Source organism: Phormidesmis priestleyi ULC007, from assembly GCF_003003695.1.
GTDB classification, from domain to species: Bacteria; Cyanobacteriota; Cyanobacteriia; order Leptolyngbyales; family Leptolyngbyaceae; genus Phormidesmis_A; species Phormidesmis_A priestleyi_A.
In genome coordinates, this window is sequence record NZ_PVWG01000076.1 from 1 (window position 1) to 13,708 (window position 13,708).

Consider the following 13,708-nt stretch of genomic DNA (forward strand, 5'->3'; position numbering starts at 1 on the left):
CAAAAACAGTTCTCGCATCCGTAGTCCGCGAGTCGCGGGTCTTATTTTTCTCTCATGACATCACAACACTCAAGTTAATAAACGTCTCCCGTAAACAACCTAGCGGCATAACGGCTCGGTTCAGCAGATGCTAGCAAGCTTTGCTAGACCACAAGCACTAACCAACAGTCTGCTGCAACCAAATTGTTAGGCTGGACACAACTAGGTATCTCAACAATAGCATTAACTAGATGCACTGTTTTTTGCATTTAGCCAACAAGTGTTGTAAAACGTTACAAAAATTGTAGTAACAGTAATAGACCAAACTCGTCTAGAATTCTCGGAGGTAAACATCTGAACAGGATTTTTGGATAAATGGCAATCTACGCGATATGGAACAACAAAGGCGGTGTGGGGAAAAGCTACCTAACTTTTCAGCTAGCTTCAGAATATGCACGTCAGAATCCGCGCAAGAGAGTTTTAGTAGTTGACCTATGCCCACAGGCTAACTCATCTTCTATGCTTTTGGGTGGTATGGAGCAGGGGGAGGCGAGACTTACTCAAATTCATACACAGCAACCAAGACGCACAATTTCTGGATACATTGAAGATCGAATTCTAAGTCCATACGTATCTCCGAATTCAGGTGCTGGGTACATTACGCAAGTTTCGCATTACAACAACGCAGTGCCGAACAATGTATATCTTGTGGTTGGAGATGAGCAACTTGAAATACAATCTTCAAGAGTGTCAAGTGCTACAAATCCAGGTCCACAAGACGCTTGGCGCATTGTCCATCTGTGGATAAGAGATCTGATCGTAGATGTTCAAAACTCTTGGAACGATGAAGACAACTGTGTTTTTATTGACTGTAATCCGAGTTTCTCTATTTACACGGAGTTAGCACTAACGGCTGCTGAACGCTTGATCATTCCTTTTTCTGCTGATGGTTCTTCAAAGAGAGCAGTCAAGGCAGTGTTAGCACTGGTTTACGGTATCCGAAGACATGCTGGGGACACTCAATCAGAATTTTTCTTAGAGACAGAAAGGTATCGTATGGCGCAACCCACGATATATATGTATGTGGGCAATAGGCTCACACAGATGAATAGTTCCTCTGCGTCTGCCTTCAGAACTGTAGTGAGTGAGATCGGTAAAGAAATATGGGAGGTTTGGAAAACAACTCCTCAGTTTTTCTGTATTCATCCTGGTAGTGCCTCAACACCAGTTAGTCAAAAAGCTTTTAGAGATATGTTTCAGTATGAAGTTAATGATGCCAACACTGCCTCAGTTGTTTCGGGTGCATTGGGTATCCCAATAGCATCTTTAACTGCTGGTCAAAAACCTGTAGCTGGTAGAAACATTTCCGTCAATCAATCTCAACTAGATAAACAGGTACCGAATATACGAGACCTTGTACAAAAAATTGAGTAGGGACTATTTTCAGTCTAACTACTTAATTGGCTGAATCTTTCTGTCTAAGATTTCAGATTATGGGAGTCAGGAGAAGCTTGTCAGCCTAGTAATTTCACCCTGATAGATCATTAATCTCTCGGCGCAGCAACCACTTCAGCCTGTTTTTTCTGCGCTTTATCAGGGTGAAAATACGCCTCTAACACTTGTCGCACCATCGGAGCCGCAAACGATCCGCCGCCGCCACCAGAGTTTTCACCAAAGGCAACCACCACAATTTTAGGCTTATCGACCGGAGAAAATGCCCCAAACCAGGTGTGAGACTCGCGTCCAAAATCTTCTGCGGTGCCGCTTTTTCCGGCGATCGCCAAATCTGTTCCACTAAACGCCGCCGTTGCAGTGCCACCATTCACCACGCCATGCAGCCCTTCATGCAAAATCCGAACGGTTTCGGGCTTCAGTTTGAGAGCTTCGCGCCAGGTTTGGGCAGCTTCGTTGTCCTTGAGGAGATGGGGCTTGACGCGATAACCGCCGTTGGCAGCAATCGCAAACATTCCCGCAACTTGTAGCGGCGTGCATTGCAGGAAGCCTTGCCCGATCGACATGTTCACCGTGTCGCCCAAAAACCAGCTTTCATGGACTTCTTTTTGTTTCCACTCGTCGTCGGGCACTAGTCCGGCTGCTTCTTCGTTGCCTAGCTCAATGCCAGTTTTTTGCCCAAACCCAAAGCGACGAGTCCACTGAATCAAGGTTTGGTCACCGACCCCCATACCAATCTGGTAGAAAAAGGTGTCGCTACTCCAGGTGAGTGCGCCCACAAATCCTTGAGGGCCAAACCCGGCATGGTTCCAATCGCCAAAATCAATGCCGCCGACTCGAATTGATGCCGAAGTTGCCAACACGGTGTCGGGCGAAAACTTGCCTGACTCTAAGCCTGCCGTGGTGGTGACAATCTTGAACGTACTCGCAGGCGGATAGCCCTGCAACGCCCGATTGACAAACGGATGGTCTGTACTCTGCAACCGTTCCCACTGTTTTTCTGAGATGCGAGTTGAGAATAAATTGGGGTCAAACGCGGGACGGCTGACCATTGCCAAAATTGCGCCATTGTTTGGGTCGATCGCGACGATCGCGCCTTTGCGATTGCCTAACGCAGTTTCGGCGGCTTTTTGCAGGTCAAGGTCGATCGTCAAAGTCACGTCTTTACCCGCGTGAGTCTGCTTTTCTCCTAAAATCTTGACCACATTTCCGGCACCATCGACTTCTACCTGCTGCCCTCCCCACTCGCCTCGCAAATCTTGCTCACGAGCAGATTCAATGCCCATCTGACCAATCACGTCACCGAGTCGATAGTTGTCTTGCGGATGCTTTTTAAAGTCGTCATCCGTCAGTTCTCCGGTGTAGCCCAGCACATGAGCCGCCAAATCACCGTTGGGATAGTTCCGCACGGCTTCTGCATCGACCTGAACACCATCCAGTTCGCCGATATTTTCTGCTAAAGCTGTGACCTTTTGAGGACTGATGCTGCGCGCAATGCGGACTCGATAGGGCGAATTATAGCCTTCTTGCTCTAAGCGCTTTTGAATGTCGGCAACGGGAATGTTGAGAATTTGCGAGACGCGCGCCAGAGTTTGGCTCCACTCAGCCTTCTTTTGAGCAAGGGGCCACAAAAAGACCGAGTGAGATAAGCGACTGCCTGCGAGAATTTTGCCTGTGCGATCGAGAATCTTGCCTCGCTCTGGCTGTTTGGGCAGCAGTCGAATGCGGTTACTTTCTGCCATTTCTCGATTTTGATGACCTTGCATGAGCTGAAGATAGGCAAGGCGACCCCCCAACCCTCCTAAGATGATCGCAGTCACTCCAAACATCAGCATTAGTGCTTGGTGTTTGCGACCGACACTGCGGGCATGTTTTTGATGAGCGATCGTAGTCGGAGGTGATTGAATCAAAGTCATAACTGACGATAGACATCTTTAAAGTGAGTGCAGACAGAAAATTTAGATGATATAAAGTATCGATTATTCTAAGTTAAGTTGGGAATTCAGCGATTTAGATGGGAAATCTAGGGCTGACTACCCGATTTAGAATGATAGTTTCGTGATTATTCTTTAGATAACTTTACCTAAACGTTAACGGACGAGCAATCTTTCTGACTAGCTCCAACTTGGGCGAGTAAGATAGACCAGACGTTAGATCTAACATCTTCATCGGGGATCAGGCAAGCTACCTTCGGCGCAGACCGGGAATTACCGCAGGAAATCGTCACTATGTCTCAGACGGCAACGCAGAATCAGCAAGCAACTGACACCCATGTTGGGTTTGATGTTGAACTGCGGAAAGTATTCAAAGTGTTTAACGGCGATACGGTCGTTCGGGGGGTTGATCTCAGCATTCGACGCGGTGAATTCTTTAGCATTCTAGGGCCGTCTGGATGCGGCAAAACTACGACTTTGCGCTTGATTGCCGGGTTTGAGACTCCCAGCGCTGGCGATGTGCTGATTCGCGGACAATCGATGCTCAATGTGCCGCCCTATCGCAGACCCGCCAATACGGTTTTTCAAAACTACGCGCTATTTAGCCATTTGACGGTTTGGGAGAATGTTGCCTTTGGGCTGCGAATCAAAAAATGCCGCAAGTCAGAAACGCAAGAGCGCGTCAAGGAAGCGCTGAAGCTGGTGAAGATGGATGGGTTTGCCAACCGTTTCCCGGCGCAACTGTCAGGCGGGCAGCAGCAGCGAGTCGCGTTGGCACGAGCGTTGATCAACCGTCCTACCGTAGTTTTGTTAGATGAACCTCTGGGCGCACTTGATCTCAAGTTACGCAAAGAAATGCAGGTGGAGCTGTCGAATTTGCACCAAGAATTAGGTGTAACCTTTGTGCTAGTGACGCACGATCAGGAAGAAGCGCTGAGTTTGTCCGATCGCATTGCCGTGATGGTTGAGGGCAAAGTCGAACAAATCGGTACGCCGAGCCAAATCTACGATCGTCCTCAAACGCCGTTTGTTGCTGATTTTATTGGAGACACCAATCTGTTTCGCGGCAAAATTGAGGGTGCCCACCCGACTATGTTGTGGATTATTACTGATCGGGGATTGAAAATGAAAGTGCAGCCCACCGATGCCAGCGGGTTGCCGCTCACGTCTGGGGCAGTGGTGGTGAGTGTACGCCCTGAAAAGGTGAATGTCAGCTTCTCGCCGCCCGATGACGCAATCAACTGTTTTGAGGGACGACTCAAGCACGTCATGTATCTGGGCACTCATGTCCACTACGTCGTGCAGCTACGATCGGGCGATCAGCTCACGGTTCGTCAACCCAATGCGCTGAACGTTCCCGATAGTGATACGCCGATTTATTTGCACTGGGGCGCAGATGATTGTCTGGCGTTACCAGAATGAATCACATGGCTGATTTTTTGACTCGTTCTCTTCACGCTTCTCGATCGCGGCGGCGATTTTTGCAAACCTCGATCGCTGGGTTGTCGAGCATGGCGCTTTCAAGCTGTGGCTGGACTTTAGCCAAGGTGCAGACCGATCAGGTGCGGCGCGGGGCGGCTGATGAATTGCATATTTACACCTGGTCAAACTATGTAGATCAAGATTTGATTGATGCGTTTCGATCGCAAACGGGCATCAAAGTCATTTCTGATGTGTTTGATTCTAACGAGATGATGTTAGCAACCTTTCAAGCAGGCAAAGCCGGGACTTACAGCATCATCTACCCTTCTGACTATAAAGTGTCTCAGATGGTGCAATTGGGCTATCTGAGCGAGTTAGACCATTCTCGTCTTGATGGGCTTCGCAACATTTTGCCGAGGTTTCAGCAGTCAGTCCACGATCCGGGCAATCGCTTCAGCGTCCCGGTGAGTTGGGGCACCACAGGGCTGATTTACAACAGCGAAAAACTCACAGAGCCGCCCACCGATTGGGATTATCTCTGGAAGCACAAAGATAAATTGACTCGCCGCCTGACTCTGATGGACGATTTTCGAGAAGTCATGGGGGCAACGCTGCGATCGCTCGGCTATTCCTATAACGCCACCGATCCGCAGCAGATCAAGCAAGCCTACGAAAAATTGCAAGAACTCAAACCCGCGATCACGACGTTTACCACTGACGCGTGGCGCGATCAGTTGCTTGCGGGCGATTTGACGATCGCGATGGGCTATTCTGCTGATGCGGTTAACGTGATGAATCAAAATCCCAAGCTCAAATATGTGATTCCGGCTAGTGGAACCTCTTTGTGGAGCGATACGATGGTGATTCCTAAAACGGCTCCAAATCCCGAAGCTGCCTACGCCTGGATGGATTTTATGCTGGAACCTGACGTTGCCGCCAGAGTCACTGAGCGTCTGTTCTTCGCGACTCCTAACGAAGCTGCCTTCAACCAACTCCCCGACAATTTAAAGAACAACGTGACTCTGTTTCCCCCTCACAATCTCCTCGATCGTTCTGAAACGCTTGCCCCACTCGATAAACCCATCCTAGAACTGTACGAAAAATATTGGACAAAGCTGACGAGCAGCTAAACATATAGCAATCCTAAGTGAATGGTGGGATGGGCATCTTGCCCGTACAGGCTGGAAGCCTGTCCCACTCTTACAACTGAAACAGGATTGCTATAGCCTCACTAAACTAGCCTCTCTACCACTCAAAATTCTCTTAACGTGTCTACCAAAGCCCCCTCTGCCCCCGCTCAAGTTCAAACGTCTTCCCCTCAGTGGCTACAAGCTCTTTTGCTCTTAGCTCCGGCAGGCATTTGGCTCGCGTTGCTGTTGGTGATTCCCACACTGCTGATTTTTCAACTGAGTTTGGTGCCTGATATCAAGCCCGGAGACATTGTGAACCCGTCAGGGCTAGATAACTATTTGCGAATCTTCCAGCCAGATGTGCTGAAGGTGATTGGTCGATCGCTGCTCTTTGCGATCGGAACGACGCTGCTCTGTCTGCTGATGGGCTTCCCGGTCGCCTATTGGATTGCGCTACTCTCCCCCAAACGCTGGCGAAATTTGCTGCTATTAGCCTTTGTGCTGCCGCTCTGGACTTCCTCACTTTTGCGCTCCTACGCCTGGATTAGTATCTTGCGTCCGACGGGCGTTCTCAACACGCTGCTGACGAGTCTGCACCTACCCACACTAGATCTACTCAATCGCTCACCTGCCGTGTTGATTGGCATGACCTACAGTCTGCTGCCCTACATGGTGCTGATTCTCTATGCCTCTTTAGAAAAGCTCGATCGTCGCTTTTTAGAAGCTGCTGCCGACTTAGGCGCAACTCCTCCGCAAGCATTTTGGAAGGTAACCGTGCCGCAGACTCTCCCCGGAATCGCCGCAGGTTCCTTACTCGTGTTCATCACGGGGTTAGGAGATTTTATCAATCCCGAACTGTTGGGCGGCACGTCGAGCATGACGGCAGCGCGACTGATCTATAACCAATTTTTGGGTGCCACTCAAAACTGGGGATTTGGGTCGGCTCTGAGCATGGTGTTAATTTTGGCAGTTAGTTTAGCGATCGCGCTGCTCATCAAATACGGCGACAAAAATGCAAGCTCCCTCTAAAAATCCCATTCGCATCTCCTGGCAAGCGCTGTTTTCGGTGCTGATGTTTGGCTTCATGTATCTACCAATTTTGGTGCTGGGGTTCTACAGTTTTAACCAGTCGCCCAACAGCGCTCAGTGGGGTGGGTTTACGCTATCGTGGTATGTCAAATTCTTTAATGACAGTCGCATTCTCTCAGCGTTGTCAGATAGCTTGAAGGTTGCATTTTGTGCAGTTGGAATTTCTGCAATCATTGGCACTCTTATGGCAGTGGGATTAGCGCGTTACAAATTTCCTGGCAAACAGTTATATCAGGGTGTATCTTACCTACCATTAATCATTCCAGATATTGCGATCGCGGTTTCGACGTTAGTATTCCTCGCCGTAATCGCAGTGCCGTTGAGTTTGTGGACGATCGTCGCAGCGCATACTGTATTTTGTTTGTCCTACGTAGCGTTTGTAGTCTCGACTCGCCTCGTCAATCTCAATCCGCATTTAGAAGAAGCCGCGCAGGATTTAGGAGCCACACCTTACCAATCGTTGGTGATGGTGCTATTGCCGGAATTAATGCCCGCCATTGTTTCGGGCTGTTTATTGGCGTTTGTTCTCAGCATGGATGACTTTCTGATTTCCAGTTTTACCGCCGGGGGTGGTGCGACCACGCTGCCGATGGAGATTTTTAGCCGCATTCGCACTAGTGTTAAGCCTGATATTAATGCGCTTAGTGTAGTTCTAATGGTGACTTCTGGCGCGGTGGCTCTAATTGCTGAAACCATTCGCTATCGCAGTGAAAAGAAGCGACTTCAGTAAGCGATAAAATCTGTGCAAAATAGAGTCAGTTCTCTTACTGAAGTTGATTTTATGATTGCCACGACGCTCTCCACGTCTCACCCGATTCAGTCGCATCCGCACGATCGCTTTGCGATCACATTCGCGCCCCTGTCTCTAGAAGAGGTTTACGCATTGGCAGACGATGAGGCTAACGGAGCGATCGTGGTGATGAGTGGCATGGTTCGCAACAAAACTGATGGCAAGGCAGTCGAATCACTAGAATATCAAGCCTATGAGCCGATGGCGATGCGAGTCTTTCAGCAAATTGCGGCAGAGATTCGCAAAACCTGGGCAGATGTAAATCGTGTCGTGATTCATCATCGCGTTGGCAAGCTGCAAATTGGTCAAATTAGCGTGTTGATTGCAGTCGGGTGTCCCCACAGATCGGAAGCATTTGAAGCCTGTCAGTTCGCGATCGATACCCTCAAACACAACGCCCCCATTTGGAAAAAAGAACACTGGCAAGATGGCTCTAGTAGCTGGGTGAGCATTGCTGCTTGCGAAGAAAATGACTGCTAGAAGAACCTTGTGAACAGTAGCCGCTGATCGATAATAGGATCAAGGCTCCAAGAGTGCCGTTGTTCGAGGATGGAGCGTTTTGAGGAGGCATGATGCAAGCAGTGATCACCCAAGCCGAGCCGATGACCTTTGAGGAGTTTCTTCAATGGGATGATGGCAGCGATCGTAGTTTTGAACTCATTGATGGAATTCCTGTGCCAGTTGACGAACCCAATGCAAACCACGAAGATGTCGCTGACGACTTGTGCGATCTGCTCAAAGCTCATTGCAGCGATCGAAAACTCCCCTATGTTCCGAAGAGACTGAAACAGGTCAGGTTTAAAACTCTTCCCGGCAAAAAGGAGAAAAGCCGCAAGCCTGATATCGTCGTCTTTGCTCAGGCAGAGTGGCAAAAAATGAAAGGGCTTTTCAAGTCGGCAGCGGCTTATGTCTGCCCTCCAATGGTGATTGAGGTTGTTAGCAACAACTGGAGAGATGATTACCTGACGAAACTTGCAGACTACGGTGAGTTGGGAGTTTCAGAATACTGGGTTGTAGACTATGCTGCGATCGGAGGACGGCTCTACATTGGCAACCCAAAACAACCAACGATTAGCATCTACACTCTGGACGAGAGTGGAGAATACCAGCTTGCCCAGTTCCGAGGAAACGACCTTATCTTCTCTCCACTGTTCCCAGACCTTAATTTGTCTGCCGAGCAAGTTCTCAAGGTTGGATAAAGGTTTAGATCGGAGCCTGCGAACAAGTCTGCTGAGTTGTTCTAATGGGTTTAAACGTCTGAAGTCGTTTAGTTTCGACTAAAACCTCGCTAGAGACAAGATCAAAACAGTCAAAATTCTCAGCCAAAGTCAACAATGTATTACTAAGCACAACAACAGATTGAACTCAGTTGTATATCCTGTACAAAGTGACGCTCGATTGAGTTGAACGCTCTAGCATTGCCGCACACTCACCATCATGACCGATCAACTAACTTATCCGAGAGGCTGCACGTTTGCCGAATCTGATTGGGATATCTTGTCTCAATTTTGGTATCCGATCGCATTTAGCCACCACGTTAAAGACCAGCCGATTTCAGCGACTCTGCTTGATCAGCGCCTAGTCATTTGGCGAACGACTGCGGGGCTGTCTGTGGCAAATGATATCTGCTTGCATCGTGGCGTTCCACTAAGCATGGGTCAAGTTCAGTCTGATCAATTGGTGTGTAAATATCACGGCTTTCACTACTCGTCTGAGGGTCGCTGTGTGCTGATTCCATCTCAGCCCGGTGCCAGCATTCCGCCAAAACTTTGTCTAAAGACCTATCCAGTTAAAGAAGCCTATGGATTGATTTGGACTTCTTTAGCGGGGGGCGAATCGCATCCTCTACCCGATTTTTTTGAATGGGAGGATGCCGACTATCAGCAAATATTGCCCAATGCAGTCGATTTGAATGCGGCAGCCGGGAGACAGATGGAAGGGTTTCTCGACGTGGCTCATTTTGCCTGGGTGCATACTGAAACTTTTGGCGATTCTAATAACCCGATCGTGCCCCGCTACGATGTGACACCGACAGCAAACGGCGTTCGTGCCGAATATCTCAGCACGGTCAGCAATTTTCCCAAAGGGCTGCAAGATCTTGCGCCTGCCGATTTTCAGTGGCTCCGCGTTTTTGACGTTTACTTTCCGTTTACGGCTCGGTTGACGGTTCACTTCCCAGACGATGGGCGCTTGTGTATTCTCAATGCCGCCTCTCCGATTTCTGCGCGCAAAACTCGTGTTTTTTGCCCCATTTGCCGCAACTTCGATCGTCAGATGCCGCTTGAACCTGTGTATGAATTTAATTATCAGGTGTTTGCTGAAGACAAGGAGGTCGTAGAGGCGCAATACCCTGAAGATTTGCCGCTAGAATTATTGGCTGAAGTACACATTCGGGCTGACAGGACTTCGATCGCCTATCGCAAAGGCTTAAGCGCACTCGGATTGGGCACCGTTTATACGGCTTGATTCAAAACTCAACCACAAAAAACTGGTGCCAAATTCTGAGAATTTGGCACCATGCGAGAAATTTCAACGATTTGTAAAAATATCGTTAGCGGTGGAAGCGACGCTGCTTCTGTTTCGCCAAGGCTTTGCGCTTCCGCTTCTCGATCGGGGTTTCAAAATGACGGTGCTTTCGCATGTCTGGGAAGATGCCTGCTTTAGACACTTCACGTTTAAATCGGCGCAACACGGAGTCAATTCTTTCGTCTTCGCCAGGAATCACTTGAGTCATCGGTTCTCCTGATTTAATCAACTACAACCTCTATCAAAAAAAGCAGACGAGGGTCTGCCTTCAAGAGGATTTAACGTCAGTTTCCTAGCTTATCAGCTTAATAGCGTCTAGGGGGGCGACCACCGCCACCGCCCGACGGCCCTCGATCTTCGCGAGGCTTAGCCTTGTTTACTTTTAGATCCCGACCCATCCACTCTGCACCGTCTAATGCTGCGATCGCGGCATCTTCTTCTGCATCAGTGCCCATCTCGACAAACCCAAACCCGCGCATCCGCCCCGTTTCGCGATCAGTCGGCAGTTGTACCCGCTTGACCGTTCCGTATTCAGCAAAGATCTCAGTTAGGTCCTCTTGCTTGACCTCATAAGAGAGATTGCCCACGTAAATTGACATGAAATTGTCTCCAGAATCCAAGAAAGTGTGGAGAGTTAGATTCGGAGAGACGCTGATGAACACGAATTACACAGCCGAAAATAAATCCTGACGTTAGCCTAGCACAGGATTTGGGGTAGCGATCACGTCAAATGGTCATGATTCGCTGCTTTTTCAAATCATAACGCCCACACGGTCAAGAAGAAACGCTACGCTGTATAGCGAGACAGCAAAAGAGGTTTGTGGATTCGATGGGTTCTATTCAAGAAGTATTTTTAGAGACAGATTGGGATGATGCGGCGCAAGCCCGACAAAAGCGAGATGAGCGGATTTTAGCCCTACAGTCCACTGGTCTGGTGTGTGTCGGGCAAGATCTCTACAATATTTTAAATGGAAGGCGCGTTTTTGTCCTGGTAGCATCGCCTCCATCGCCCGTAGAGCCGAGTCGAGACGAAAATTCTAAGGCGCGATCGCTGCGTCCGCAAAAGCGTGACCCGTCAGAACCGCGCAAAACCAATCATCCTCTCCCTCAATATGAGGTTCGTTAACAGAGCAGGTTGACTGAGATTTTTGTAAAGAGTTTATAAAGTTAAGCGCTTTCTATACGAATAGTTCCGGAAGATTCCTTTCTAGGACGTAAGAAATAATCGTCAGCGTCGAAAAGTCAGTATTCTTGACGAGACGGCTTAGATCAATGAAGTGAGAAGAATCACCCGTTTAAACTCAGCAAACTGAATTTTAGGGGTGCTTCTTTGACTGAGGCAGTATTGACCATTACTGTACCTACGCTATTAGGTACGGTCGTTTTACGTCTTAAGGAAAATTTGGAGTTATGAATCCTGATAACGGACTGTCTGCTCTACCCTCAGATCCCCTGTCTGAGAGCCTCTCTACTAAGCCAACCCTCAAGGGTGGAGAAATTAACGACCCGATCGCGGTTGGGTTAGCCTTCACTTCCGCTTCGTCTCTCACTGATTTTACGCCTCAACCCTTTGCAGGTGATCCGTATACGGGTGCCTCATCAACGATTTCTGAGTCTTTGCCGATCGTTCAAGTGCAAGTTGCACCAAACGATTTAATATCGCTGGGAATGCCCGCCACATCCTTGCCCCAGCCAAGCTCTAGGACTGCTAGTCTCTCTACCGATCCTGTCACTTCTCAACCTCCAGACATCGGAGTTGCGCCAGTCGTGCCGTCACCTGCTCCTGAAACGGTGACTGGAGAGATCGCATTCATCGATTCTAGTTTGCCAAACTACCAAAGCTTGGTAGCTGGAGTTCGTCCCGGAGTCACCGTCGTGATTTTAGAGGGCGATCGAGACGGCATTGCTCAAATAACTAAGGTGTTAAAAAGCGCTGAAAATGTTTCTGCAATTCATCTCATCTCACCGGGTGATGCAGGAGTCTTAAACTTGGGGGTAACTCAGCTAACAGTAGACTCATTAGACGTTTATGGGGCTAGTCTGCGACGCTGGGCATCTGCTCTCACGCCCGACGCTGACATTTTGCTGTACGGGTCTAATGTGGGCGCTGGAGCAGTCGGCACTGAGTTTATGCAAAAGTTTAGTCAACTGACAACTGCCGATATTGCAGCATCCACTAACCCAACTGGCAGCGCCAATCTTGGCGGAGACTGGGATTTAGAAAAGACGGTATTAGAAGTCAATAGCGGTGACATTGCGGCTAAAGGTGCGTTTCAGCCCTCTCTGACTTCAACCTACAGTGGAGTCTTTACCGCTACTTAGAGTTAATGGGTGATGAGCGTCACAAGATTTTTCTGAACAAGCGTTGCACCATCTTGAAGCTCAATTAGCGTAAATCCTTCTATGGTCGAATTAAAAAGTTAGTGGTGCTGAGTGCAAGACTTGTTGTGAGCGTTGCAAAACGTCCACCGCCACCCAGACCTGATGTTGCTCCATTCTCGTTATAGAGCAAGTCTCCGGTGCCTCGGTTGTAGACAATCTTAGCGGCAAGCGTTGCAGCAGAACCACTATTCTGAAAACTGACTTGTCCATCAAACAAGATGTTTCCTGAATTTGATCGATTTTCCAGATTCTCAAGTTGAACGTTTTGTAAGATGATTTTGGTATCAGTGCTGTCAAACGTGAGTTCCAGATTTGCACCGACTTGAGTTAAGAGGAGATTGCGAGCCGTCAAGCCTGCGCCCTGGAATTGAATGACATCCGCTTCAGCTAGGGTAAATGAATTGGGGGACTTGCCGATGCTACCAAAGTCAGTGATGGTATTGGTGCCGTCACCCAAGCTGTAGATAAATCGATCGCGACCCCCTCCCCCTGTCAACGTATCGTTTGCTATTGACTTCGATCCGTGGGCCGCGACCCAGACTACCTGGAGAAAAGGAACAGCCGCAAAGTCATCGATCGTGGCAGTCCCACCTGTAATCTCCATAGTAACGGTCACGGGAATACCCGTGCGGGCTGAGAGGACGAGGTTGTAAAGGTAGCTAGTTGTCCCCCCGGTTCCCTCCTCACTGTTGATTACGATGGGAACGAGCGAAACCACAGGCAACGCTTCAAAAGCGCCAATATCAACCTGTTCACTAATGATGCGAGAAAAGCTGCTACCGCGCTGATCACCACGCACTCTATCGGGAATCAGCGTATTAGTCCCAGTATTGCGGGCAGGGCTATCCGGCAACAGCGCATGGGTGAGAGTTTGTCCACCATTGTTCGCCAGAGGAGCCAATCTGGGATCGCCGTGACCTGACTGTCTACTCGCCACGATTGAGAAATGGACTTTTGGATTGTTCTCCCGCATCAACGATAAGATGAGGTTTGTTCTAGAGCAG

General features: G+C 48.9%; 14 protein-coding genes. 10 read left to right on the forward strand and 4 right to left on the reverse strand.

The window, feature by feature from the left end:
- The first annotated feature begins 354 nt into the window (after positions 1 to 354).
- Entirely contained in the window at positions 355 to 1,413 is a 1,059-nt protein-coding gene (locus tag C7B65_RS25790) for a ParA family protein (protein ID WP_073075248.1), read from the forward strand.
- Between the two features lie 110 nt (positions 1,414 to 1,523).
- Here the strand turns inward: C7B65_RS25790 and mrdA are convergent, their stop codons facing one another.
- Entirely contained in the window at positions 1,524 to 3,347 is a 1,824-nt protein-coding gene (gene mrdA, locus C7B65_RS25795) for a penicillin-binding protein 2 (protein WP_073075247.1), read from the reverse strand.
- Positions 3,348 to 3,659: 312 nt separating this feature from the next.
- Between mrdA and C7B65_RS25800 the strand changes: the two genes are divergently transcribed.
- From C7B65_RS25800 to C7B65_RS25830, 7 genes are all read left to right on the forward strand, one after another.
- Positions 3,660 to 4,787, forward strand: coding sequence for an ABC transporter ATP-binding protein (locus tag C7B65_RS25800; RefSeq protein WP_073075246.1), 1,128 nt, complete (start codon positions 3,660 to 3,662; stop codon positions 4,785 to 4,787).
- Positions 4,788 to 4,792: 5 nt separating this feature from the next.
- Positions 4,793 to 5,917 carry an ABC transporter substrate-binding protein gene (locus C7B65_RS25805; RefSeq protein ID WP_073075249.1) on the forward strand — a complete coding sequence of 375 codons (1,125 nt, stop codon included), beginning with the start codon at positions 4,793 to 4,795 and terminating at the stop codon, positions 5,915 to 5,917.
- 138 nt (positions 5,918 to 6,055) lie between these two features.
- Positions 6,056 to 6,946 carry an ABC transporter permease gene (locus tag C7B65_RS25810; protein WP_073075245.1) on the forward strand — a complete coding sequence of 297 codons (891 nt, stop codon included), beginning with the start codon at positions 6,056 to 6,058 and terminating at the stop codon, positions 6,944 to 6,946.
- Positions 6,930 to 7,736: an ABC transporter permease gene (locus C7B65_RS25815; RefSeq protein ID WP_073075244.1), complete on the forward strand. Its 807-nt coding sequence runs from the start codon at positions 6,930 to 6,932 to the stop codon at positions 7,734 to 7,736. The genes C7B65_RS25810 and C7B65_RS25815 overlap by 17 nt, the downstream gene beginning before the upstream one ends.
- 51 nt (positions 7,737 to 7,787) lie before the next feature.
- Positions 7,788 to 8,276 (forward strand): molybdenum cofactor biosynthesis protein MoaE, encoded by a 489-nt coding sequence (locus C7B65_RS25820; RefSeq protein WP_073075243.1) that lies wholly within the window; start codon positions 7,788 to 7,790, stop codon positions 8,274 to 8,276.
- 89 nt (positions 8,277 to 8,365) lie between these two features.
- On the forward strand, positions 8,366 to 8,995 hold the full coding sequence (locus C7B65_RS25825; protein ID WP_219898745.1) for a Uma2 family endonuclease: 630 nt from the start codon (positions 8,366 to 8,368) through the stop codon (positions 8,993 to 8,995).
- 238 nt (positions 8,996 to 9,233) lie between these two features.
- The gene (locus tag C7B65_RS25830) at positions 9,234 to 10,262 is read left to right on the forward strand and encodes an aromatic ring-hydroxylating oxygenase subunit alpha (RefSeq protein WP_073075241.1); all 1,029 of its coding nucleotides are present in this window, start codon (positions 9,234 to 9,236) and stop codon (positions 10,260 to 10,262) included.
- Between the two features lie 85 nt (positions 10,263 to 10,347).
- Here C7B65_RS25830 and rpsU read toward each other — a convergent pair whose 3' ends face one another.
- Both rpsU and C7B65_RS25840 read right to left on the reverse strand, forming a co-directional pair.
- Positions 10,348 to 10,530 (reverse strand): 30S ribosomal protein S21, encoded by a 183-nt coding sequence (rpsU, locus tag C7B65_RS25835; RefSeq protein ID WP_068817640.1) that lies wholly within the window; start codon positions 10,528 to 10,530, stop codon positions 10,348 to 10,350.
- 97 nt (positions 10,531 to 10,627) lie between these two features.
- The gene (locus C7B65_RS25840; RefSeq protein WP_068817638.1) at positions 10,628 to 10,921 is read right to left on the reverse strand and encodes an RNA recognition motif domain-containing protein; all 294 of its coding nucleotides are present in this window, start codon (positions 10,919 to 10,921) and stop codon (positions 10,628 to 10,630) included.
- A gap of 230 nt (positions 10,922 to 11,151) precedes the next feature.
- Between C7B65_RS25840 and C7B65_RS25845 the strand changes: the two genes are divergently transcribed.
- Positions 11,152 to 11,448: a hypothetical protein gene (locus C7B65_RS25845; protein ID WP_073075240.1), complete on the forward strand. Its 297-nt coding sequence runs from the start codon at positions 11,152 to 11,154 to the stop codon at positions 11,446 to 11,448.
- Positions 11,449 to 11,732: 284 nt separating this feature from the next.
- Positions 11,733 to 12,644 carry a DUF4347 domain-containing protein gene (locus C7B65_RS25850; protein ID WP_073075239.1) on the forward strand — a complete coding sequence of 304 codons (912 nt, stop codon included), beginning with the start codon at positions 11,733 to 11,735 and terminating at the stop codon, positions 12,642 to 12,644.
- A 79-nt stretch (positions 12,645 to 12,723) separates the two neighbouring features.
- On the opposite strand, the gene C7B65_RS25855 is transcribed toward C7B65_RS25850, so the two are convergent.
- Positions 12,724 to 13,708: choice-of-anchor Q domain-containing protein (locus C7B65_RS25855; protein ID WP_280523200.1), on the reverse strand; the 985-nt coding region annotated here is incomplete at its 5' end.